Origin of the sequence: Bradyrhizobium sp. 21 (assembly GCF_023073335.1) — a bacterium.
In the GTDB taxonomy this organism is placed as follows: domain Bacteria; phylum Pseudomonadota; class Alphaproteobacteria; order Rhizobiales; family Xanthobacteraceae; genus Bradyrhizobium.
On record NZ_JADPJG010000003.1, the window covers coordinates 225,826 to 248,792 of the forward strand.

At 65.1% G+C, this 22,967-nt stretch carries 23 protein-coding genes; 6 read left to right on the plus strand and 17 right to left on the minus strand.

What is annotated here, in order from left to right:
- Positions 1-13: 13 nt before the first annotated feature.
- Positions 14-1,048 (minus strand): ABC transporter substrate-binding protein, encoded by a 1,035-nt coding sequence (locus IVB31_RS06150; protein ID WP_247319847.1) that lies wholly within the window; start codon positions 1,046-1,048, stop codon positions 14-16.
- Between the two features lie 274 nt (positions 1,049-1,322).
- Here IVB31_RS06150 and IVB31_RS06155 point away from each other — a divergent pair, with 274 nt between their 5' ends.
- A complete protein-coding gene (locus IVB31_RS06155; protein WP_247319849.1) occupies positions 1,323-2,222 on the plus strand; it encodes a LysR substrate-binding domain-containing protein in 900 nt (299 codons plus the stop codon).
- Between the two features lie 199 nt (positions 2,223-2,421).
- Here IVB31_RS06155 and IVB31_RS06160 read toward each other — a convergent pair whose 3' ends face one another.
- The 9 genes from IVB31_RS06160 to IVB31_RS06200 are packed head-to-tail and all read right to left on the minus strand — an operon-like array spanning position 2,422 to position 11,213.
- Positions 2,422-3,795 carry an amidohydrolase family protein gene (locus IVB31_RS06160; protein WP_247319851.1) on the minus strand — a complete coding sequence of 458 codons (1,374 nt, stop codon included), beginning with the start codon at positions 3,793-3,795 and terminating at the stop codon, positions 2,422-2,424.
- A complete protein-coding gene (locus IVB31_RS06165; protein ID WP_247319853.1) occupies positions 3,792-5,375 on the minus strand; it encodes an ABC transporter substrate-binding protein in 1,584 nt (527 codons plus the stop codon). Before IVB31_RS06165 ends, IVB31_RS06160 begins: the two co-directional genes overlap by 4 nt.
- A gap of 21 nt (positions 5,376-5,396) precedes the next feature.
- Positions 5,397-6,047 (minus strand): aspartate/glutamate racemase family protein, encoded by a 651-nt coding sequence (locus IVB31_RS06170; RefSeq protein WP_247319855.1) that lies wholly within the window; start codon positions 6,045-6,047, stop codon positions 5,397-5,399.
- A gap of 8 nt (positions 6,048-6,055) precedes the next feature.
- A complete protein-coding gene (locus IVB31_RS06175) occupies positions 6,056-6,940 on the minus strand; it encodes a polysaccharide deacetylase (RefSeq protein ID WP_247319857.1) in 885 nt (294 codons plus the stop codon).
- The gene (locus IVB31_RS06180; protein ID WP_247319858.1) at positions 6,927-7,757 is read right to left on the minus strand and encodes an ABC transporter substrate-binding protein; all 831 of its coding nucleotides are present in this window, start codon (positions 7,755-7,757) and stop codon (positions 6,927-6,929) included. Before IVB31_RS06180 ends, IVB31_RS06175 begins: the two co-directional genes overlap by 14 nt.
- 15 nt (positions 7,758-7,772) lie before the next feature.
- Positions 7,773-8,537 carry an amino acid ABC transporter ATP-binding protein gene (locus IVB31_RS06185; protein WP_247319859.1) on the minus strand — a complete coding sequence of 255 codons (765 nt, stop codon included), beginning with the start codon at positions 8,535-8,537 and terminating at the stop codon, positions 7,773-7,775.
- On the minus strand, positions 8,534-9,391 hold the full coding sequence (locus IVB31_RS06190; protein WP_247319861.1) for an amino acid ABC transporter permease: 858 nt from the start codon (positions 9,389-9,391) through the stop codon (positions 8,534-8,536). The genes IVB31_RS06185 and IVB31_RS06190 overlap by 4 nt, the downstream gene beginning before the upstream one ends.
- A complete protein-coding gene (locus tag IVB31_RS06195) occupies positions 9,388-10,212 on the minus strand; it encodes an ABC transporter substrate-binding protein (protein ID WP_247319863.1) in 825 nt (274 codons plus the stop codon). The genes IVB31_RS06190 and IVB31_RS06195 overlap by 4 nt, the downstream gene beginning before the upstream one ends.
- A 44-nt stretch (positions 10,213-10,256) precedes the next feature.
- Positions 10,257-11,213 (minus strand): N-carbamoyl-D-amino-acid hydrolase, encoded by a 957-nt coding sequence (locus IVB31_RS06200; RefSeq protein ID WP_256464293.1) that lies wholly within the window; start codon positions 11,211-11,213, stop codon positions 10,257-10,259.
- A gap of 151 nt (positions 11,214-11,364) precedes the next feature.
- Between IVB31_RS06200 and IVB31_RS06205 the strand changes: the two genes are divergently transcribed.
- On the plus strand, positions 11,365-12,291 hold the full coding sequence (locus tag IVB31_RS06205) for a LysR family transcriptional regulator (protein WP_247319865.1): 927 nt from the start codon (positions 11,365-11,367) through the stop codon (positions 12,289-12,291).
- Positions 12,292-12,321: 30 nt separating this feature from the next.
- The gene (locus tag IVB31_RS06210) at positions 12,322-13,041 is read left to right on the plus strand and encodes a type 1 glutamine amidotransferase (protein WP_247319867.1); all 720 of its coding nucleotides are present in this window, start codon (positions 12,322-12,324) and stop codon (positions 13,039-13,041) included.
- Between the two features lie 108 nt (positions 13,042-13,149).
- On the opposite strand, the gene IVB31_RS06215 is transcribed toward IVB31_RS06210, so the two are convergent.
- The 7 genes from IVB31_RS06215 to IVB31_RS06245 all read right to left on the minus strand — a co-directional run bounded on the left by IVB31_RS06215 (position 13,150) and on the right by IVB31_RS06245 (position 18,276).
- Positions 13,150-13,617: a nuclear transport factor 2 family protein gene (locus IVB31_RS06215; RefSeq protein ID WP_247319869.1), complete on the minus strand. Its 468-nt coding sequence runs from the start codon at positions 13,615-13,617 to the stop codon at positions 13,150-13,152.
- A gap of 77 nt (positions 13,618-13,694) precedes the next feature.
- Positions 13,695-14,099, minus strand: a complete 405-nt coding sequence (gene ybgC, locus IVB31_RS06220; protein WP_247320371.1) for a tol-pal system-associated acyl-CoA thioesterase — start codon at positions 14,097-14,099, stop codon at positions 13,695-13,697.
- Between the two features lie 115 nt (positions 14,100-14,214).
- The gene (locus tag IVB31_RS06225; RefSeq protein WP_247319879.1) at positions 14,215-15,132 is read right to left on the minus strand and encodes a metallophosphoesterase; all 918 of its coding nucleotides are present in this window, start codon (positions 15,130-15,132) and stop codon (positions 14,215-14,217) included.
- Positions 15,133-15,261: 129 nt separating this feature from the next.
- On the minus strand, positions 15,262-16,296 hold the full coding sequence (gene ruvB, locus IVB31_RS06230; protein WP_247320373.1) for a Holliday junction branch migration DNA helicase RuvB: 1,035 nt from the start codon (positions 16,294-16,296) through the stop codon (positions 15,262-15,264).
- 20 nt (positions 16,297-16,316) lie between these two features.
- Entirely contained in the window at positions 16,317-16,934 is a 618-nt protein-coding gene (gene ruvA, locus IVB31_RS06235; protein WP_247319882.1) for a Holliday junction branch migration protein RuvA, read from the minus strand.
- Positions 16,931-17,458, minus strand: a complete 528-nt coding sequence (gene ruvC / locus IVB31_RS06240) for a crossover junction endodeoxyribonuclease RuvC (RefSeq protein ID WP_247319884.1) — start codon at positions 17,456-17,458, stop codon at positions 16,931-16,933. The genes ruvA and ruvC overlap by 4 nt, the downstream gene beginning before the upstream one ends.
- Positions 17,459-17,529: 71 nt before the next feature.
- Positions 17,530-18,276 carry a YebC/PmpR family DNA-binding transcriptional regulator gene (locus tag IVB31_RS06245; RefSeq protein ID WP_247319886.1) on the minus strand — a complete coding sequence of 249 codons (747 nt, stop codon included), beginning with the start codon at positions 18,274-18,276 and terminating at the stop codon, positions 17,530-17,532.
- A gap of 208 nt (positions 18,277-18,484) precedes the next feature.
- Between IVB31_RS06245 and IVB31_RS06250 the strand changes: the two genes are divergently transcribed.
- The 3 genes from IVB31_RS06250 (at position 18,485) to IVB31_RS06260 (ending at position 22,961) form a co-directional block, all read left to right on the plus strand.
- Positions 18,485-20,233: a methyl-accepting chemotaxis protein gene (locus IVB31_RS06250; RefSeq protein ID WP_247319889.1), complete on the plus strand. Its 1,749-nt coding sequence runs from the start codon at positions 18,485-18,487 to the stop codon at positions 20,231-20,233.
- A 108-nt stretch (positions 20,234-20,341) separates the two neighbouring features.
- Positions 20,342-21,766, plus strand: coding sequence for a methyl-accepting chemotaxis protein (locus IVB31_RS06255; RefSeq protein WP_247319891.1), 1,425 nt, complete (start codon positions 20,342-20,344; stop codon positions 21,764-21,766).
- 730 nt (positions 21,767-22,496) lie between these two features.
- The gene (locus IVB31_RS06260) at positions 22,497-22,961 is read left to right on the plus strand and encodes a (2Fe-2S)-binding protein (RefSeq protein ID WP_247319893.1); all 465 of its coding nucleotides are present in this window, start codon (positions 22,497-22,499) and stop codon (positions 22,959-22,961) included.
- Positions 22,962-22,967 lie beyond the last annotated feature (6 nt).

Below are 22,967 nucleotides of genomic sequence, written 5' to 3' on the forward strand. Positions count from 1 at the left end.
CCGGTATGGCCGATCAGCGCTCGACCTCGCGATTCCAGCGCTTGGTCCACTCCTCGCGCTTCTCGTTGATGACCGTCCAATCCGGATTATAGAGCTTTGCAGCGCGCTCCCCGATCGGCGCCATCTTGCCGAGCTCCGGCGGGATCACGAGCGATTTCAGCACCGGGCCATAGCCGTAATCCTTCAGCAACACGAGCTGGATTTTCGGTTCGAGCAGCATCTTGATGAAGCTCGATGCCAGCGGCGAGACGTTCGGCTTGGTGATGGGACAGGCGGTCGTCAGCAGCGTGGCTGCGCCTTCCTTCGGATAGACGAAGTCAACCGGGAAGCCGGTGTTGGCAAAGCTCTGCACGCGTCCCGTGCCCCACACCGCGATCACGGCCTGACCGGACTGGAACAGCTCGGTCATCTTGCCCGGCGACGGCTCGTAGGCGAGCACGTTCGGATTGATCTGCTCCTTGAAGATCTTGAAGCCTGAATCGACGTTGGCCTCGCCGCCGCCGTTCATCTTCGACAGCATCACCAGCGCTTCGAGGCCATAGGTGTTGTTGATCGGCGGGATGACGAGCTGTTTTGCGTATTTCGTATCCTTCAGATCGTTCCACGAGGTCGGCGGCGCCCAGCCCTTCTCCGCAAACACCTTGGTGTTGTACATCAGGCCGGTGGCGACGATGCCGATCGCGACCGCACGATCGTCCTTGAAGCGGGCGGTGTCGTAGAGATCGGCCGGCAGGCTGTCGAGCTTGCCGCAGAAGCCGAGCTGGATCGCCTGGTACATCGGGCCGTCGTCGACGATGGCGACGTCGATCTGCTGATTGCCCTTCTGCGCCTGGAGCTTTGCCAGCGTGTCGGTGGAGTTGCCGGCGACGTATTCGACCTTGACGCCGTTCTCCTTTTCGAAGGTCGGGATCACCTCGTCGCGGATGGTCTTCTCGAACGAGCCGCCATAGCCGGCGACATAAATCGTTTTCTGCTGGGCCGAGGCGACCGACGGGGCGGCAATGAGCGCCGCGATGCTGACCGCTGTCAGAAGGCGAAGAGTCTTCATGTGGTCCGATCTCCATACCGGGATGAGGTGACGTGCCGACGAGTCTCGTGGCCGAAGCGACTTCCGCATTCCCTTCCGCGCAAATTCCTCTCCGACCAGGGCTCCGGCCCCCGCTCGGCGGGTTTTGGCGCGATCCGGAGGTTTGAACCCCTCCAATCTGCCGAAAAAGCGGGCTGTCTCCAGCGCTGATGAAAAAGATCGCAAACTCAAGCTTCCATCGTCCAATGAATAATGGCACCCTTTGCATGCCGAAATGTTATGAATGGAATTTTTGATGGCGCGGATCAATTCGCGGCAGGTGGAGGCCTTCCGCGCGACGATGCTGACCGGCAGCGTCACCGAAGCGGCGGCGCTGATGACCGTGACGCAGCCGGCAGTCAGCCGGCTGCTGCGTGACTTCCAGGCGCTGCTGAAGATGGAGCTGTTCGAACGGCGCGGCACCGGGCTGGTGCCGACCGCCGCAGCGATGGCGCTCTATACTGAAGTGGAGCGGTCCTTCGTCGGCCTCGAACGCATCACGGCGGCAGCCGAGGAAATCCGCGGCCGCCGCACCGGCTCGTTGCGGATCGCAGCACTTCCAGCGCTGTCGAATGGCTACCTGCCGCGACTGGCCGGGCATTTTCTGAAGGAGCGGCCCAACCTCAACCTCGCCTTCTTCGGGGTGATCTCGCCGATCGTGGTCGACTGGGTGCTGAACAATCAATGCGACATCGGCTTTGCCGAGGTGCCGATCGCCCATTCCGGCCTGCCGAGCCTGCGGCTGCCGGCACTGGCGCGCGTCGCGGTGCTGCCGACCGGACATCGTTTGGCGGAGAAAGAGGTTTTGGAGCCGGGCGATTTCGAGGGCGAGACGTTCATCTCACTGTCGGCGGGATCGTCGAGCCGGCACCTCGTCGATCAGGCCTTCCATCGCAGTGACGTCCGCCGCGTGCTGCGGGTGGAGACCACGCTGTCGGAGATCATGTGCGGCATGGTGTCATCAGGGCTCGGCGTCGCGATCTGCGACCCCTTCACCGCACGGGAATTTTCCACCCGCGGCGTCATCACGCGCCGCTTCCTGCCGCGAATCGACTTCGAGTTCTCAGCCGTTTTCCCCGCGCAGCGCAGCCCCTCGCCGGTAGCGTTGGATCTCGTCGAGACCATGCGCAAGTCACTCGCTGAATTCGACGACTAGCCAAGAACGTTTTGAGTTCAATCGATCTCGCCGCGGGCTCGCTGCAACCTCTCTCCCGCTTGCGGGGGAGGTCGGCGCGAAGCGCCGGGTGGGGCTCTCTCCTCATCGGGAGTGTCCTCGTATGGAGAGAACCCTCTCCCCTGCCCTCTCCCGCAAGCGGGAGAGGGAGCGCACCACCTTCGTGGCTCCAGGAGACCCCTCAGCCGTTGAACGCGGCCTGCGCCTCCGGCAGGTCCCAGATCCTGCCGATCGCAGCATTCCCCGCTTCCGTGATCGCCGCCTCGTCAGCGCCGAGATAACGGCCGGCATCGACCAGCATGCAGCCGTCGACCATGACCTGATCGATGTTGGCACGGTTGGCGAGCGCGATCAGCGCGCGGCGCGGATCGAACAGCGGCTGAAGATGCGGATGGGTGAGATCGACCACGGTGAGATCAGCGGTCGCCCCCGGCTCGATCCGACCGAGATCCGGGCGCTTGATGACGTCGGCAGCAACGGCCGTGTTCGCGTCGATCAGCTCGGGCGAGTTCGCGACGTCGGCGCGCGCTGAGGTGATCTTGGAGATCAGCGAGGCGGCATTGAGTTCGCCGAGCAAATCCATGTTGTAGCCGTCGGTGCCGACCACGGTGCGCACGCCGTGCTCCGCGAAGCGGCTGAAGGCCGCGGTAACGCCGGCGCGCGCGAACACACGCGGGCAGTTCAGCACGGTCATGCCGCGCGCGGCCATCAGCTTGAGATCGTCGTCGCTGCTGAACATGCAGTGCGCCGCCATGAGGTCGGGCGCCAGCAGGCCGAGCCAGTCAAGATATTCTGCCGGCGTGCGGCCGCCATAACGCTTGCCGATGATCTCGACTTCGGCACGGCTCTGCGCCATGTGCGTCGTGATGGGTACGTCGAGCTCGCGCGCCCGCACGGCGCAGGCCTTCAACAGGTCGGGACCGCAGGTGTCGGTCGCGTGCGGGCTCATCGCGAGCCCGATGCGACCGTCGCCGCGGTTGTTCCAGCGCTGATAGAGGGCATCCCATGTCGCCATGTCGGCGGTGCCGTCATCGCCTGAATAGTGGACCACGCCGTCCGGGCCGGCCTTGGCGTCGGACGTCGAGAACAGATAGGGCGCACCGTAGAAGCGGATGCCCATCTCCTCCGCCGCATTGAACATCTCGGGGATCGAGTTGCGGAACGGCTCCATCACCGTAGTGGCGCCGCCCTTCAGCAGCTGGAGGATGCCGAGCCGTGCGACGGCCATGCGTTCTTCCGCCGACAACAGGTCGGCGCCGCGCTTGGTCAGCGGCAGCAGCACCGTGTAGACGATGCTCTGGTTGTTCTTGCGGCCATTGCCGTCCTCGGTGTGGCTGCGCGCCACCGCTTCGGAGAAGCAGTGATTGTGTAGGTTGAGGAGGCCCGGCAGCACAAAGCGGCCGGGACGATCGTAGACCTCGTCGGCGCGCGGCTTGTCGCGCGTCACCGCCGCAATCTTCTTGCCTTCGACCAGGACCCAATGGTCGCGCAGCACATCCTGCGCGCCGTCTTTCCGTGACAGCACATAGCTGCCGAAGATCGCGATGCTGCTCATGCGGGGCGTACGTTCCAGAAGACGGCGGTGCCGTCGAGAATGCCGGTGATGGCTTTACGATAGGCGGTCGGTTGCTTGTACAGGCCGATCGGAATATAGGGTATTTCCTCAAACGCCACGGCCTGGATCTCGCGGCAGATGCGCTGCTGCTCGGCGAGTTGGGAGGCCGCCAGCCATTGGCTGCGCAGGCCGGCCATCTTCTCGCTCGCATACCAGCCCGCGACCTTGCCCTCGCCGCGGAGGTTGGTGTTGCCGGCCGGATTGAGCCAGTCGATGCCCTGCCAATTGCCGACCGCCGCGCTCCAGCCGCCCTGCCCGATCGGATCCTTCTTGAGCTGGCGCTGCAAGACGACAGCAAAATCGAGCCCGGCGTATTCGACGTTCATGCCGGCCTTGCGCAGGCTGTCGACGGCGATCTCGCCGAGCGGCTTCTGCGCCAGCGAGTTGGTGGGAACGAGGACCACGATCTTCTCGCCATTGTAGCCGGCGGCCTTCAGGTCGGCCTTGACCTTGGCGTAGTCGCGCGGACCTCGGAACACGTCGAGGCCGACCTCGCTTGCCATCGGCGTGCCCGGCGCGAAGAAGCCGATCGGCGACACCTGGAACGCCGGATCGGTGCCGGCGACAGCCGTCATGAACGCTGACTGATCGATCGCCCCCAGGAGCGCGCGACGGACGGCGGGATTGTCGAACGGTGGCTGGAGATGGTTGAGACGCAGCATGCAGGCATAACCTCTGGGATCGAGGATGCGCGTCTCGATGTCGCCGGCGGCCTTGATGATCGGCAACAGATCATGCGGCGTGGTCTCCTGCCAATCCTGCTCGCCGGTCTGAAGCGCTGCGACGCCAGTGCCGGCATCGGGCGTCGTGGTCCAGACCACGCGGTCGTAATGCACGATCTTCGGTCCCGCCGTCCAATCCGGCTTGCCCTCGGTGCGCGGCTGGTAGCGCTCGAATTTGGCGTAGGCGTTGCGGGCGCCCTGCACGCGTTCATCGGCGAGGTAGCGGAACGGGCCGCTGCCGATGACTTCGGTCAGCGGCTTGAACGGGTCCTGGCTTGCCAGCCGCTCCGGCATCATGAAGCAGGCGTTGATCGCGGCCTTGCCGAGCGCCTGCGGCAGCAGCGGGAACGGACGTTTGAGGCGGAAGCGGATGGTGCGGTCGTCGGCCGCCGACAGCTCGGCGGTCGCCTCCATCAGCTCGCCGCCAAAGCCGTCACGCGCGGCCCAGCGGCGGATGCTCGCGACGCAATCGCGCGCCAGCACGCGCTCGCCATCGTGCCAGAACAGGCCGTCGCGCAGGGTCAGGTCCCATTCGAGTTGGTCACCGGCGATGGCGTGACCCGACAGCATCTGCGGCGAGACCTGGAGCGACGAGCTCATGCCATAGAGCGTGTCGTAGACCATGAAGCCGTGGTTTCGCGACACCTGCGCGGTCGAATAGACGGGATCGACGAAGGCGAGGTCGATGACGGGAATGAAGCGCAGCGTCGACTGAGATTCAGCGCGCACAATGCCCGGCAGCGAAAGCACCGGCACGGCGGCGGCTGCCTTGAGGAGCGAGCGGCGAGAGAGGGGCATTACGAGAGGCTCCTGAAGGAATTACGTGTTCAACAAGACCGCGCCAATCGCCGCCGCGACGGCCTGCTGCGCCGGCTCAATCACGGGCACGCCGGCCGCATCCTCGATCGCTGCACGGTGCGACGCCATGCCGGCGCAGCCCATCACCACGACATCGGCGCGGCATTGCGTGACCAGCGCGCGACCGGCTTCGATCAGGCGAGCGCGGATGTCGGCGCCTGCCGTCTCCGCCGCGCTCGCGCCGACCGACCAGCTTCCGGCGTAGCGGCTGTCGACGCCCATCAGCCGCGCCATGCGCTGCTGGCGGCGAATGCTCGACGGCGACAGCGCGATGATTCCGAAACGTTCGCCGAGCATCAGCGCGCGAAAGATGCCGCATTCGGCGATGCCCATGACAGGACGACCGCCGGCCGCCTCACGCACCGCATGCAGGCCGGGATCGCTGAAGCAGGCGAGCACGAAGGCATCCGCACCGTCACGCGACACGCGGTTGACCAGCGGCATCACGACGCTGTCGGCATCGCGCTGCGAGCTGATGCCCGGCGGTCCCTCGGCAAGGCCCACGACCTCGATCTCCGGCCCGCCAGCGATCCGCAGCGGCGCGACGGCATCGTCGATCGCCGCCGTCACCGAGACCGAGGAGTTGGGGTTGATGACAAGGATGCGGGTCATGGCATGGCTCAACGGCTGGCTGCCTCGTGGCGTAGGAAGTTATCCGCGATCTTCTCGCCGGTCGTGATCCACACGTCCGGGCACGATCTTGCGTAGGTCAGAAATTCGCGCAGCAGGCGCAGCCGCATCGGACGGCCGCTGCATTGCGGATGCAGCACCGTCGTCACCATCGCGCCCCAGTCCCGGGTCTCGTCGAGCTCGTCTTTCCAGATCGAGAGCACGTGTTCCTTGGGGAAGATCGAGCGCGGGCTGAAGCGCGCGGAGAGGCCATGCATCCAGTCGTCATAGCTCGCGGTAACCGGCAGCTCGATCGTGCCCGGCTTGCCGTCGGCGAGGCGGTGACGATAGGGCCTGACGTCGTCGCGGAACGAGGAGGTGTAGACGATGCCGTGGCGCACTAACGCCACGCGCAGCTCTTCGGTGAACTCGCCGTAAGGCGCGCGATAGCCCGTCGGCTTGACGCCGAGCCGGCGCTTCAGCGCCTCGAAACCGCGTTCCAGCTCCTCCTCGATCCAGGGATCGCCGGGATCGGGCAGCAGATGATGATAACCGTGATGGCCGATCTCGTGGCCGGCCTTGAGAATGGACTCGGCCATCGCGGGATGCGCGTCGACCGACCAACCCGTGACGAAGAAGGTCGCCTTGAGATCGAGCTGGTCGAGCAGCTCGAGCAGCTTGGGCGTGCCGACGCGGGCCTCGTAGCCGCCATAGCTCATGGTGATGAGCCGCTGGGCATGACCTGCGTCCTTGCTGGTCCACGCGCTCTCCGCGTCGACGTCGAACGACAGGAACATCGCCGAATTATACGGCTTCGGCCATGGATATTCCGGCGCGGGATCCGCGGTGTTGGCCGGAACGAGCGGGATGCTCTGGAGTGCCTTACTGTCCAGCATTGATGGTCGCCTTCTCTAATCCGTTGTCGGTCAGTTTCCACTTGGCAAGCAGGGTACGATAGGTGCCGTCGGCGATCAGCGCATCGAGTGCCTCGACCATCGCCTGCTGCAACGCCTTTTCCTTGACCGGCAGCGCAATGCCCGTGAACTGCGTCGCAATGGGATCGCCGACCGGCGCATAGGTGCCCGGCTCGAGATCCATCAGATAGGGCAGCGTCTCGTTGCCCTGCACGGCGGCGTCGATACGGCCCTGCCGGAGCTGCGTGCGCGCATCTGCCGAACCGTCCGTACCGACGAACTGGATCGGATTGCTGCCGCAATTCTTCTGGCTCCACTTGTCGATCTCTGCCGGAAACATGGTTCGGCGGCTGGCGCCGACCTTCTTGCCGCACAACGCCGCCATGTCCTTGAACTCCGACGCGCGGGACTGCTGCACGAAGAATTTTGGACCGCTGCGCAAATAATCGACGAAGGACGCAATCTCGTGCCGGCTCGCATAGTCGGTGAAGCCGGACAGGATGGCATCCACCCGGCCCGTCGAAATCGACGGCATGAACTCAGCAAAGCTGGTCTCGGTCCATTCGATCTTGGCGCCGAGCTTGCGCCCGAGCGCCTCGCCGAGATCGATGTCGAAGCCCGACAGTGCGTTGGTGGCGGGATCGCGAAACTCCATCGGCGGATAGTTCGGCACCACCGCCACCTTGATGCTGCCGCGCTTGGCGATCTCAGCCGGCAGTTCGATGGCCCAAGCCTGAACACTTAAAGCCGAGGCACTCAAGGCGCCCAAAAGCGCCGCCGCAACCAAAACTCTCTTCATCAACACGCCCCCATTTCAGATTACTGCCGAAAGAAATGCCTTGGTGCGCTCCTCGCGCGGCGCGCCCAAGACCTCGGAGGCGCGGCCCTGCTCGACGATCGCGCCCTGGTCCATGTAGACGACCCGGTCTGCGACCTCGCGGGCGAAGCCGAGTTCGTGCGTCACCACCATCATGGTCATGCCGCTCTTCGCCAGCTCCTTCATGACGGCGAGCACCTCGCCGACCAGTTCGGGATCGAGCGCGCTGGTCGGCTCGTCGAACAGCATCAGCATCGGCTTCATCGCGAGCGCGCGGGCAATCGCCACGCGCTGCTGCTGGCCGCCGGAGAGCTGCGCGGGATAGGAGTCCGCCTTGGCCGACAGTCCGACGCGGCGCAACAGCTCAACGGCTTCAGTGCGCACCTCGTCGGCCTTGCGGCCCTGCACCTGGAGCGGGCCTTCGGTGACGTTCTCCAGCGCGGTCTTGTGCGGAAACAGATTGAAGCGCTGGAACACCATGCCGGTCTTCAGCCGCTGCCGCCCGATCTCCCGTTCGTTGAGCCGATGGAGCCGCCCACCCTGCTCGCGCACGCCCAGCAGTTCGCCATCGAGCCAGATGCCGCCGCTATCGATCATGGCGAGCTGGTTGATGCAACGGAGCAGCGTGGTCTTGCCGGAGCCGGAGGCGCCGATCAGGCACATCACCTCGCCGGGCCAGACGTCGAGCGAGACGTTTTTGAGAGCCTGGAATTCGCCAAAATTCTTGGCCACGGCGCGGATCGCGACGAGTGGTTTTGTCATCGCGCAAGCCGCAATGTGCCGCGGGCAAAACGGCGCTCGAGCAGCATCTGGAGCGGCGTCAGGACGGAGACGACGAGCAGGTACCAGAGCCCGGCGACGATCAGCAGCTCGATCACGCGGGAATTGGCATAGTAGATGTTTTCGGCGTTGTGCAGCAGTTCCGGATACTGGATGACGCTCGCAAGCGAAGTCGCCTTCACCATGCCGATGAATTCATTGCCGAGCGGCGGGATCACCACCCGCATCGCCTGCGGCAGCACGATCCGGCGCAGCGCGCGCAGCCGTCCCATGCCGATCGCCTGTGCCGCCTCATATTGCCCGATGTCGACCGACAGCATGCCGGCTCGCATTACTTCGGAGGTGTAAGCACCCTGGTTGATGCCGAGCCCGAGCAGCGCGGCAAGAAACGGCGTCATGACGTCGACGGCGCGCGCGCTCCACAGGCCGGGAATGCCGATGGTCGGAAACACCAGCGCGAGGTTGAACCACAGCAGCAATTGCAGGATCAACGGCGTGCCGCGGAATAGCCAGGTGTAACCGGCGGCCACCGTCTTCAGCACCGGATTGGGCGACAGCCGCATGACCGCCACGACGACGCCGAGGAAAATGCCGAGTGCCATCGCCAGCACCGCCATCACCATGGTGTTGACGATGCCTTCGAGAATGACCTTTGCAGTCAGGAAACGGCTGACATAGGCCCATTCGATCTGACCGTTCGCAAACGCGCGCCCGATCGCCGCCAGCACGAGGACGATCAGGGCGGCGCTGAGCCAGCGAAACCAGTGCGGCTCGCGCGCAACCCGCATTCCCGAGAGATCGGGAAAACCCTCCGCGAGTGCCGGCACCGGCTTCATTGCGGCGCCGCGTTCAGCATGGGCTGGGTGACCGCGTTCGCGCCAAGGCCCCATTTGTCGAGAACGGCCTTGTAGGAACCGTCGGCGATCATCGCGGTGAGCTTTTCCGTCACGAGTTCACGCAAGACGGCGTCATCCTTGCGGAACATGATGCCCTGATAGCCCGTGGACAATTGCGCACCAATGACGCGGTATTTTCCCGGCTCCTGCGATTGCGCATAGGGCAAGGTCTCGCTGCCCTGGACCGCGGCGTCGATGCGGCCCTGCTTGAGCTGATTGCGAACGTCGATCGAGTTCTCGCCGGGCACGTACTGGATGGCGGGCTTGCCGGCCGCCTCGCAATTCTGCTTGCTCCACTTCTCGATCTCGAGCGGGAACGCGGTGCTGCGGGTGGTGCCGACCTTTTTGCCGCAGAGGTCGGCTGCGGCCTTCGCCTCGCTCTCGGCCATCACGAAGAACTGCGGGCCGGTGGTGAGATAATCGACGAAGTCGGCCGTTTCGCGTCGCGAGCTGCGATCCTGGATGCCGGAGATGATGAAATCGGCGCGCTTGGTCTGGAGCGACGGGATCAGCTCGGCGAACGGAGTCTCGCTCCAGACGATCTTCACGCCGAGCCGCTTGGCGAGCTCGTTTGCCAGATCGATATCGAGCCCGACCAGCTCGTTGGTCGCGGGGTCACGATATTCCATCGGCGCGTAGGTGGAGTTCGCCGTGAGCTTCAGCGTGCCCGCCTGCTTGATCTCCGCCGGAAGCTCGGCCGCCTGCGCCGACGTCACGGCAGCCAAGGCTGCGAAAGCGAGGAAATGCGAGAGGCGTGTCATGTCAGCTCCTTTGCCGATCTCTTTGCTAACGCCGTGCCATTTAGCTAGTCAGCGTCGAGAACGGCCGGCTCGATGACGCCGGCGCGCTCGGTGATCACCCTGTATTGCTCGGGCCGCCGATGTGCGGCGAAGTTGAACATCTTGTCCTTGCCCTGGCGGCAGAGGTCGAGATCGACGTCGGCGACGATCACCTCGTCCGTGAGCGTCTGGGCCTGTGCGACAATTCGTCCATTGGGATCGACGATGCAGGAGCCGCCGATCAGCCCGGAGCCGTCCTCCTCGCCCGCCTTCGCCACCGAGATCGCCCAGGTCGCGTTCATGTAGGCATTGGCCTGCACCACCAGCGTCGAATGGAAGGTGCGGAGCGCTCCGTCTTCCGTCGTGCCGCCATTGGGATCGTAGGCCGCCGAATTGTAGCCGATGCAGACGAGCTCGACGCCTTGCAGGCCGAGCACGCGCCAGGATTCGGGCCAGCGGCGGTCGTTGCAGATCATCATGCCCATGATGGCGTGGGCCCAGGCCGAACCGGCGCGGAAGGCGGGAAAGCCGAGGTCGCCATATTCGAAATAGCGTTTCTCGAGCTGCTGGTAGCGCGCGCCTTCGCGAGGCTCGACCGAGCCCGGCAGATGCACCTTGCGATAGCGGCCCAAAATCTCGCCGTCGCGATCGACCAGGATAGCGCAATTGTAGCGGCGACCGTCCGGGGTCAGCTCGGCATAACCGACATAGAAGCCGACGCGCAGCGCACGCGCACGGTCGAACAGCTTGGCGATCGCGGGGTTCGGAATGCTGCGCTCGAAATAGCTGTCGAGCGCGTCGCCTTCGAGCAGCCACCGCGGGAAGAAGGTGGTGAAGGCCAGCTCCGGGAACACCACGAGGCTGGCGCCGCGGCCGGCGGCTTCCTCCAGCATGTCGAGCATGCGCTTCAGCGTCTGCTCGCGCGTATCTGCTTTTTGCGTCGGCCCCATCTGTGCGGCGGCGGCGCGAAGGACACGAACCAAGATTGCCTCCAATCTGTGCGCAGTGCTGCCTCAATGGGCGAATGAACCCTTTGATGCGACGTGCAAATCCGCCGCCATTACGCGGAAGCGGGGCTGCAAAATCAATTCGTTCTGCTATGATGTTTTGGCCCTGAGTATAATCGGCAGTGATATGAACCTGCGTCAGCTCGAGATCCTGCGTGCCGTAATCCGGCACCGCACCACAGTGGCGGCGGCGGACGAGCTGGCGCTGTCGCAGCCTGCGGTCAGCAACGCGTTGAAGACGATGGAGGCGCAGGCGGGCTTTGCGCTGTTCGAGCGCGTCAACAACCGGCTGTTTCCGACCGCGGAAGCGATGGCGCTCTACAAGGAGAGCGAGGCCATCTTCGCGCTGCATGCCAAGCTCGAGAACCGCGTACGCGATCTGCGCGAGAACCGCTCCGGGCATCTCGCGCTCGTCGCGACGCCGCCGCTCGCCTACAGCATCATCCCCGCTGCTCTATCGGCCTTCCTGGGCCGCCGCCCGGAGACGCGGGTGTTCTTCGACGTGCGGCGCTATGAGGGCATCATCGAGGGCGTGCTCAGCCGCGTCGCCGAGCTCGGCTTCGCGCTCGGCCTGACGCATCATCCCGGCATCGCCCACGAGGTGGTGCACACCGGCGAGATGGTGTGCGTGCTGCCGCCGCAGCACCCGCTCGCCGACAGGCCGGTGATCTCGGCCGCGGACCTGTCCGGCCTGCCCTTGATAGGGCTCGAGCGCGGCACGCGTCTTGGCGAGGCCGTGCGCGACAGCTTTGCGCGGGCGGGCGCGCCGTTCCGGCCGACCGTCGAGGTACGCTACTGCAACACGGCGTGCGTGCTCGCCGCCGCCGGCGTCGGCGCCGCGGTGGTCGATCCCTTCTCGCCGCGGCAGAACGGCGGCAACGGCCTCGTCGTCCGGCCCTTCACGCCGACGACGCACGCCGTCGCCTATATGCTATGGTCGGAAGCCGAGCCGCTGTCGCGCCTGGCAAAGGCCTTTCTCAGCGAGGTCCGCAAGGAAAGCGCGCTGCTGGAGCCCACAACGCCGCACCAGCAACATGGGGCAGAAAGCGACTGAGCTTCGCAAACTTTTACCTTTGGGGGGCACATGGCACGCATCACCATCATCGAGACCGGGCAGGTCCCGCAAAAATATCGCGAGCAGCACGGCTCGTTTCCAGACATGTTCGAGCGCATGGTCCGCGCCGAGGATCCGACGGCCATGGTCGACGTGGTCAGCATCCCGAATGGCGACGCACTCCCCGATCCGGGCAAGCTCGAGGCCGTCCTGATCACCGGCGCCGCCGCCGGCGTCTATGACGGGCTCGACTGGATCGCGCCGCTGGAAGATTTCGTGCGCACGGCTTATGCCAACAAGACGCCGATGGTCGGAATCTGCTTCGGCCATCAGCTCATCGCGCAGGCGCTCGGCGGCACCGTGCGCAAATCGGAGAAGGGCTGGGGCATCGGCCGGCACGTCTATCAGGTGCTGCCGGACAATGGCGTCGTCGACGGCGAGGCGGTCGCCATCGCCTGCTCGCATCAGGACCAGGTGGTCGAAGCCCCGAAGGATGCTCTGACGATCCTCTCGTCCGAATTCACCCCGCATGCCGGCCTGCTCTACGCCAACGGCGCGACGCTGACCGTGCAGCCGCATCCGGAGTTCGACGTGGGATTTGCGGAAGTGTGCTGCGAGCTCCGCGACGGCAAGGCGCCGGAGGATGTCGTTGCCACGGCGCGGGAGTCACTGGGGGAGCCGATGGACAACGCCAAGCTCGGTGGCGCGATCACGCGGTTTCTGGCGCGCAAATCCATCCCCTCATCCTGAGGAGCGCGCTCTCGCGCGCGTCTCGAAGGATCGAGGCCCCGCTGCAGCAGCAGGGCCTGCATGGTTCAAGACGCCGCTTCGCGGCTCCTCACCATGAGGGTCGAGTGTTCAGAACGGATCCGTCCCCAGCCCCGGCACATCGGCCGGCCGCACCCCCGGCGCCGCCCAGTGAAACCGGCGGTCCTTCTCCGTAATCGCGATGTCGTTGATCGAGGCCTCGCGCCGCCGCATCAGGCCGTGCTCGTCGAACTCCCACTGCTCGTTGCCGTAGGAGCGATACCACTGGCCAGCCGCGTCGTGCCATTCGTACTGGAAGCGCACCGCGATGTGGTTGCCGTCGAAGGCCCAGAGATCCTTGATCAGGCGATACTCCTGCTCTTTCTCCCATTTGCGGGTGAGGAACGCGACGATGGCCTCGCGGCCCTGAAATACCTCGGAGCGATTGCGCCAGCGGCTGTCCTCGGTATAGGCGAGCGAGACCCGCACGGGATCGCGTGAATTCCAGGCGTCCTCGGCCATGCGCGCCTTTTGGGCTGCGGTCTCACGGGTGAAAGGCGGAAGCGGCGGGCGCGACATGATGGCCTCATCGGTTGACGGCAGCGCAATCTATCGCGGCATGCGGCAGAGTCGAGGGGCCGTCCGCTATCGCCCGATCACGAAATCAGATCAGCCTTCATCAGCGTGCGAATCGATTTCGGGATCGGCTGCGCACGGCCGCCGCTGATGAAGGCGACGCGCACCTCGGCTTTCACCAGCACATCCTCAGCCCGCCGCACTTCCTGCGCAAGCATGATGGAGGCGCCCTTCACGGCGACCGGCCAGGTCACGACGTCGAGCACGTCGTCCATCCGGGCAGGTCTGAGGAAATCCAGATGCATCGAGCGCACCACGAAGGCGAAGCTTGCGTCTTCCGCCGCGGTCTGCTCGAACAATGCCTGCTGCTCGGCGCCCATCAGCCGCAGATGATTGGTCCGTCCGCGCTCCATGTAGCGCAGATAATTGGCGTGATAGACGATGCCGGAAAAATCCGTGTCCTCGTAGTAGACGCGGACCTGCATGTGATGGCGGCCGTCGCGGATCTCGCCGTCGAGATGGGCTGTCACTTCGCGAGCCTCTTTGCTTGTCGCTACCGCTCCGTTTTTGCGCAAAAACGGTCGGTCGCGCAAGCGCAGCCTATGCCACCGCCGGCCCCCGCCCCAGCGCCACCTCGACGATCTCCGGCGGCACCCCGAAACGAATCGGCATGAGGCTGCAACCGAGGCCGCCGGAAATGATGACGTCGCATTTCAGCCGGACATGACCATAGGCGAGCCGGAGGCCATGCTGCCGCGAAACCGCCGGCGACCAGCCGAGCAGGCGGATCTGGCCGCCATGGGTGTGGCCGGACAGTTGCAGCGCGACGCGCGCGGGCACGCGCGGCGCGATGTTGGGCTCATGCGCGAGCAGGATCACCGGCGCATCGTCGGTGACTTTTGCCAGCGTCGCGGTGAGGTCATCCGCGCCGAGGCGCCCCGTGGTCCGGAATCGCCGCGCCGGCAGGAAGGCCAGCTGATCGCCGAGGCCGGCGAGCCAGAACGGACGGCCGTCCTTGGTGAGACGGACGGCGTCATTCTCGTAGACGGGAATGCCGGCCGTCTCCAGCGCACGATGCGCGATGGTCGGCCCATGCCCGATCTGCTGCACGGTCCTGTCGTCCCAATAATCGTGATTGCCCATGACGGCATGGACGCCGAGCGGGGCCTTGAGGCCGGCCAGTACCTTGGCCCATTCGCTCGACGGAATGATGCGCGTGACCTGATGCAGGCCGGCGACATAATCGCCGAGCAGCACGATGATATCCGCGTTCAGCGCGTTGGTGCGGTCGACGATGGCCTCGATCCGGTCCAGCGACATCCAGGGATCGCAGGCATGGATGTCGGCGATCACGGCGATCTTCAGCGGAAAATCTGCCGGCCATTGCCGTGGCGTCGGATGATAGCGGGTGACCCGAAGCCGCAGCACCGGCTCGATTCCGACGCCGTAGGCGGCGGTCGAGACGGCGAGAGCGGACAGCCCGCCGATGGAACGGATGAGATGACGGCGCGTGATCATGAAAGCCCGATCGTGATGCAGCTTCTCGATGCGATCCGATTGGAGCGGAAATGGGGTGTGTTTGTGCAGTCCCTCTGCACGAGATTACCGGAAATTCATCACGGCCCGCGCACCATGCGCTTGCGCAGATCAGTCGTCGCTCTCGTCGGTGCCGAACAGGCCGAACTGTGCCGCCGCATCGCGCGAGGGCTCACTGATGCCGAGATGGCGGAAGGCGTGCGAAGTGAGCAGGCGGCCGCGCGGGGTGCGCTGGAGATAGCCGCACTGGATCAAATAGGGTTCGATGATGTCCTCGATCGCATCGCGCGGCTCGGACAATGCAGCGGCCATCGTCTCGACGCCCACCGGGCCCCCGCCATAGTTCTGCGCGATGGTCGTGAGGTAGCGGCGGTCCATCGCGTCGAGGCCCGCGGCGTCCACCTCGAGCGCGCTGAGCGCATGGTCGGCGATCTTGCGGTCGATCGAGGCCGCATCGGCAGCGGAGGCGAAATCGCGCACACGGCGCAACAGGCGGCCGGCGATGCGGGGCGTGCCGCGGGCGCGGCGCGCGATCTCGTTGGCGCCGTCGGCGCTCATGCCGACATTGAGCACGCGCGCACCGCGGGTGACGATGCTTTCCAGCTCCTCGATGGTGTAGAAATTGAGCCGGATCGGGATGCCGAAACGATCGCGCAAGGGATTGGTGAGCAGGCCGGCGCGCGTGGTGGCGCCGACGAGGGTGAATTTCGACAGCTCGATCTTCACCGAGCGCGCCGCCGGGCCCTCGCCGATGATGAGGTCGAGCTGAAAATCCTCCATCGCGGGATAGAGCACCTCTTCCACCGCGGGACTGAGGCGATGAATCTCGTCGATGAAGAGCACGTCGCGTTCTTCGAGATTGGTGAGCAGCGCGGCGAGATCGCCGGCCTTGGCGATCACCGGGCCTGATGTGGCGCGAAAGCCGACACCGAGCTCCTTGGCCACGATCTGCGCCAGCGTGGTCTTGCCGAGGCCGGGAGGGCCGACGAACAGCACGTGATCGAGCGCCTCACCGCGCTTGCGCGCCGCCTCGATGAAGATCGAGAGATTCTTGCGTGCCTGCTGCTGGCCGACGAAATCGGACAGCGATTGGGGACGCAGCGCGGTGTCGCCGACATCATCGCTGCGGCGCTCGGGCGTGACCATGCGGTTGGCCTTGGGATCGCTCACTTCGCCAGTTCCTTCAGGCCGAGGCGAATGAGTTGCGCCGTCTCGGCATTCTCACCCGCGCTGCGCGATGCCGATGCGATGGCGGCTGCAGCCTGCGGCTGGCCGTAGCCGAGATTGACCAGCGCGGAGATCGCATCCGCGACAGGCCGCGGCGCGCGCTGGTCGTCGATGGCGCCTGCGAGATGCACGGCGGCGGGATCGGCATTGGCAAAAGCCGGCGCCTTGTCCTTCAATTCGGTGACGATGCGCTCGGCGACCTTGGGGCCGACGCCGGGCGTGCGCGCCACCGCGTTCTTGTCGCGCAGCGCGATGGCATTGGCGAGATCGGAGGGCGCCAGCGTGCCGAGCACGGCGAGCGCGACCTTGGCGCCGACGCCCTGCACGGTCTGGAGCAGGCGAAACCATTCGCGTTCCTGATCGCTGCGGAAGCCGAACAGTTTTATCGCGTCCTCGCGGACATAGGTCTCGATCGACAGCACGGCAGCCTCGCCCGGCGAGGGCAGATGCTGCAGCGTGCGGGTCGAGCAATGCACCTGGTAACCGACACCGCCGACGTCGATGATGACGAAATCCTCGCCGTAGGAATCGATCAGGCCCTTGAGCTTGCCGATCATAGACCCGCCACCTTCAACCGCAGCGCCGTGCTCTGGCGGTGATGGGCGTGGGTGATGGCGATGGCGAGCGCGTCGGCTGCGTCGGCGGAGGGCGGATCGGCCTTGGGCAGCAAAATCTTGAGCATCATCGCGATCTGGTGCTTGTCGGCGTGGCCGGCGCCGACCACCGTCTTTTTCACCTGGTTCGGCGCGTATTCGGCAACAGTAATGCCGAACATTGCGGGCGCCAGCATGGCAACGCCGCGGGCCTGGCCGAGCTTCAGCGTCGCGACGCCATCCTTGTTGACGAAAGTCTGTTCGACCGCGGCTTCCATCGGCCTGTGATTGGCGAGAACGGCCGCGAGCCCTTCATGAATGCCGAGCAGCCGGCTCGCCAGCGGCAGATCGTCCGGCGGTTCCACCGAACCGCAGGCGACGTAGATCAAACGATTGCCCTCAGCCTCGATCACGCCCCAACCGGTGCGGCGCAGGCCGGGGTCGATGCCGATGATGCGAACGGGGCCACGAATCGGGAGCGCAGTCATGGGCCAGTGATAGCGGCTGGCCGGGGGGAGGGAAACAGAAACAGAACGGAAGTAACAGGGGAAGTGGGCCCCTACCCGCCCATCTTCGCCAGCAGCGCGTCCGACACCTCGAAATTGGCGTAGACGTGCTGGACGTCGTCATGCTCGTTGAGCAGGTCCATCAGCTTCAAGAGCTTCTCGCCGGTCTCGTCGTCCACCGCGATCGTGTTCTGCGGCTTCCAGATCAGCGCGGCCTTGCGCGGCTCACCGAACTTGGCCTCGAGCGCCTTTGCGACGTCGCGATAGCTTTCTGTCGAGGCGTAGATCTCGTGGCCGCCTTCGCCGGACACGACGTCATCGGCGCCGGCTTCGATTCCCGCATCCAGCACCGCATCGTCGGAGGCGACGCTGCGGTCGTATTCGATGATGCCGGTGCGGTCGAACATGAAGGAGACCGAGCCGGTTTCGCCGAGATTGCCGCCCGACTTGGTGAAGAAGGAGCGGATGTCGGAGGCGGCGCGGTTGCGGTTGTCGGTCAGCGCCTCGACGATGACGGCGACGCCGCCGGGGCCGTAACCCTCGTAGCGGATCTCGTCATAGTTCTCGCCCTCGTTGCCGAGCGCCTTCTTGACCGCGCGCTCGATATTGTCCTTCGGCATGTTCTCCTGGCGCGCCGCGATAATGGCCGCGCGCAGGCGCGGGTTCATGTTGGGGTCGGGCGTGCCCAGCTTGGCCGCGACGGTGATTTCCCGCGCCAGCTTGCCGAACAGTTTCGACTTCTGGGCATCCTGCCGCCCCTTGCGGTGCATGATGTTCTTGAATTGGGAATGTCCGGCCATGCGTGGTCTTCTCTAGGGAATCGTAGCCAAAGGTGAGCGTGGGAAGCGCGGCGTTATAGGCTGCCAACCCACCGGAATCAAAGGGGCTCCGCGATCTTAGGGTAACACAGTAGTGCCTCGCGCCTAGAAATCAGGCATCGTTAACCCTGACTTCACTCCAGACTGCGAAAATAACGCCCGACTGTTCCCCGACAAGAGATTTTCCCCGATGGCGTTCGGACTATTTCGGAAGCGTCTGCCGGACATGGCTGCGCCTGCGGCAAGCCCGCAGGCTGCGCAGCCGGCGGCCCATTCCGAGCCCGCTCCGGCCGCCGAAGGCGATTCGGCCAAAGAAATCCTGGAACTGCTGGAACTCGAGCTCGGCGCCATGATTCGCCAACTCGAGCGCGCCGCCAATTCGGTCGCCGGCGGCGCCGAGGCGACCGCGGCGACGCTTGCCGATATCCGCGAGCGCACCGACGCACTGACAGGGCGAACTAATTCCGCGCAGTCGAACGCCTCGACCTTCGCCCAGGCCGCCGACAAGTTCACCCAATCCGCGCATGGAATCGGCGCGCAGGTCCGCGAGGCCAGCAAGCTCGCCGACGAGGCCAGCGCTGCGGCGCAGGAAGCCCGCGCCAATGTCGACCGCCTGCGCGAGTCCTCGGCCGCCATCGGCAACGTCGTCAATCTGATCGCGCAGATCGCGCGGCAGACGACGCTGCTCGCTCTCAACTCGACCATCGAGGCAGCGCGCGCGGGCGCCGCGGGAAGAGGCTTTGCGGTCGTCGCCACCGAGGTCAAGGCACTCGCGGTGCAGACCCAGGGCGCGACGGAGGAGATCACCCGGAAGATCGACGCCCTCCAGCGCGACGCCGCCGGCTCTGCGGATGCGGTGCACCGCATCTCGCAGGCGATCGAGGCGATCCGCCCGGTATTCGAGACCGTCAACGACGCGGTCGCCGAACAGAACGCCACCACCAGCGAAGTCTCCGGCAACGCGACAAGCGCGTCGGAGTTCATCGTCTCGGTCGGCGAAAGCGCGGCCGAGATCGATGCTGCGACCAAGGCGGCCGAAACCCACGGCGAGAACGTCGCCAGCGCCGGCAAGGCGGTGACCGCCTTCGCGCAGAAACTGAAATCGCGCTGCGCCGTTCTGCTCCGCCAGAGCGAGCACGACGACCGCCGCAAGACCGAGCGGCTGCCCTGCCATCTCAAGCTCGAAACCACCCGCGGGGTGCTGCCGGTCTACGAGATATCGATGGACGGCGTGTTGATCGGCGGCGCGGACGCGGGGCGCCTTGCACCGCAAGCCATGATCGAAGGCAGCCTCGAAGACGTTGGGGCCTGCCGGCTGCGCGTGGTCGAGCAATCCAAGGCCGGCGCCCGCGCGCAATTCGTCAACCCCAATGCCGCGCTCAGCGAGAAGATCGAAGACCGGCTCTGGGCGATCCACGAAGAAAACACGGAGTTCGTCACCCGTGCCATGGAGGCGGGCAACGCGCTGACCACCATCTTCGAGCAGGCGGTCGCGCGCGGCGAAGTCAAAATCGACGATCTCTTCGACACCGACTATGCCGAAATCGCCGGCACCAATCCGCAGCAATATCGCACCAGATATCTGGACTGGGCCGACCGCGCGCTGCCGCCGTTCCAGGAAGCTTTTCTGGCAAAGGACCAGCGCATGGCATTCTGCGCCATGGTCGATCGCAACGGCTTCCTGCCGGTGCACAACAGGATCTATTCGCATCCGCAGCGGCCGGGTGATGCCGCCTGGAACACGGCCAACAGCCGTAACCGGCGGATGTTCAACGATCCGGCGGGGTTGGCCGCCGCGCGCAACCTGCGCTCGTATCTGGTCCAGAGCTATGCGCGCGACATGGGCAACGGTAATACGGTGATGATGCGCGAGATCGACGTCCCGATCCGCGTGCAGGGCCGACACTGGGGCGGATTCAGGACCGCCTACAAACTGTAGTGCACGCTCAGGCAAGACGCCGGGCGCGAATCATCCTTTACAGTTGAAATTGGAATGGGAATGCCGCGGGGGGCCGGCGAACGGCTCTGACTGGAGGACTCTCAAGACATGTCCGTCGTACAACTTGCAGTACTGGACACCGGCTCCAACCGAACACTTGCCGAGCGCCTGATTGATCAGCTCGCGGACCGCATCGGCGGCCTCGGCGTGGAGCTCGCCGACATTGCCGGCAACGTCCAGGAAGTCGCGAACCGCGTCGCGAACCAGTCGGAACGGTTTCATCACCTCCAGGAAACTGCCGAGACGATGGTCTCGGCCAACCACGACATCGCCAACGCGTCGCAGGCGGTGCAATCGACCGCGTCAGCGGCGGTCGGCGAGATCGCGCAGTCGCGCGGCGCGGTCGACACCGCGGTCAGCCACATTTCCGAACTCGTCGCGGCGGTGGAGCGGATCGAGGCGCGCTTGAGCGCCGTCGGCTCGGCGCTGGCGCAGGTGGCAAAGGTCTCCGGCTCGATCGAGGCGATCGCGAAGCAGACCAATCTGCTCGCGCTCAACGCCACCATCGAGGCGGCGCGCGCCGGCAACGCCGGCCGCGGCTTCGCAGTGGTCGCGAGCGAGGTCAAGAATCTCGCGGAAGCCACCCGCCAGGCCACGCATCTGATATCCGACACCGTGCGCGATCTCGATGGCCAGATCGAAGGCCTGATCGGGGAGAGCAGCGACGCCTCGCAGCGCGCGAAGACTGCCGGCGAAGGCGCCCAGCAGATTTCGGGCATCATTTCGCGGGTCCAGCAGGGTTTCGCGTCGGTGGAGGCTGAGATCGACAGCGTCACGCGCGCGGCGACCTCCAATCTCGGACATTGCGACACCGTCATCAGCGAGCTGAACGAACTCGCCAAGGGCGTCGACCTCTCCTCGCGCGATCTCAAGAGCGCCGATCAGCGCGTGACAAAACTGCTCGACGTGTCCGAAGGCCTGATCGCACTGATCGCCGACAGCGGCGTGGAGACATCGGATGCGCCGCTGATCCGCATCGTCGTCGAGACCGCAAAGCGGATCTCGGACGAGTTCGAGGCCGCGATCGACCGCGGCGAGATCACGCTCGACCAACTCATGGACGAGACCTACCGGGAAATCTCCGGCACCGATCCCAAGCAGTACAACACCAATTATGTCGAGTTCACCGACCGCGTGCTGCCCGCGATCCAGGATCCGATTCAGAAATCCGATTCGCGCATCGTGTTCTGCGTCGCCTGGGCCAAGGGGGGTTATCTGCCGACCCACAATCCGAACTACCGCCTGCCGCAGGGCAAGGACCCCGTCTGGAATAACGCCAATTGCCGCAACCGCCGCCTGTTCACCGATCGCGCGGTGCAGAAGGTCGCAGCCAACACGAAACCGTTCCTGCTCCAGACCTATCGCCGCGACATGGGCGGCGGGCAGTTCGTGCTGATGAAGGACCTGTCCTCGCCGATCACGATCCGCGGCAAGCACTGGGGCGCTTTCCGGATGGGTTTCCGGCAGAGCTGACGATCGCTCCTGCGACCCTCACATCCAAAACCTGAAAAACAACCCCATGCACAGTAGCCGGGGCGCGGGGAATCAAGGACTTACGCCGACCGGCCTCGACGCGGTTTGACTCGTCAGGCAAAACAGGCGTACAGTGCTATTATTCCGAAATCACGCAGACGGGGGAGAGGGTCCCCTTACCCCCGTGAGTCTGCATCTGCCGGCGTCGCAGCGCTCCCGCTTTGCGTAGGGCAATCGCATATGAGCTTGGCGGGCCTGAGCAAGCGCCTCGTCCTTCGAGACGACCGCTTCGCGGTCTCCTCAGGATGAGGCTGATTGGCAGCTTTGCCTGTTGAATTAAGCCACGCGATCGACCCCTCATCCTGAGGGCCCGCCGGAGGCGGACGCCTCGAAGGATGGCCGCAAGCAGCGACGCGACGCCGCCCGACTTTCCCAATCGCACGAGTTTCGTCATCGCATGACTTTGCGCGTTCGCACGATCACGTGCGACGATCAATGGTGCATGCCGCAAAAATGCATCAAAACATGACGCTTATCATATCAATTAGCCCAAAACGCTTGCAGCGATCCTCGCACAAATTCGTGAACGTCATGGCCTGCCGCGCTGGCAGCGCAAATATGCATCGCCGGAAATATCGACGCTTCATCGTTTCACATCGATATGTTTATGGTCGCGCGGATATTCGTCGAGCTGATCGCCGTAAGCGATCCATCGAGCAAGGGGATGCATATGGCAACAACTCTCACCATCAACGGCGAAACGACATCGTTCGACGCGCCACCGGACATGCCGCTGCTGTGGGTGCTGCGTGACATCCTCGGGATGACTGGCACCAAGTTCGGCTGCGGTATCGCGCAATGCGGCGCCTGCACCGTGCACGTCGACGGCAAGGCGGTGCGCTCCTGCGTGCTGCCAGTCAGCGCCGTCGCGAACCGCGCCATCACCACCATCGAGCATGTCGGCAGCACGCCCGCGGGCGCGAAAGTGCAGAAAGCCTGGCTCGACGCCGAAGTCGTCCAGTGCGGCTATTGCCAGTCCGGCCAGATCATGTCGGCTGCCGCGCTGCTGGCGGCCACACCCAACCCTGACGATTCCGACATCGACGCCGCGATGGCCGGCAACATCTGCCGCTGCGGCACCTATGTGCGCATCCGCGAGGCCATCAAGCACGCCGCCAACGGCCGTCAGTCGTGAGGTCCG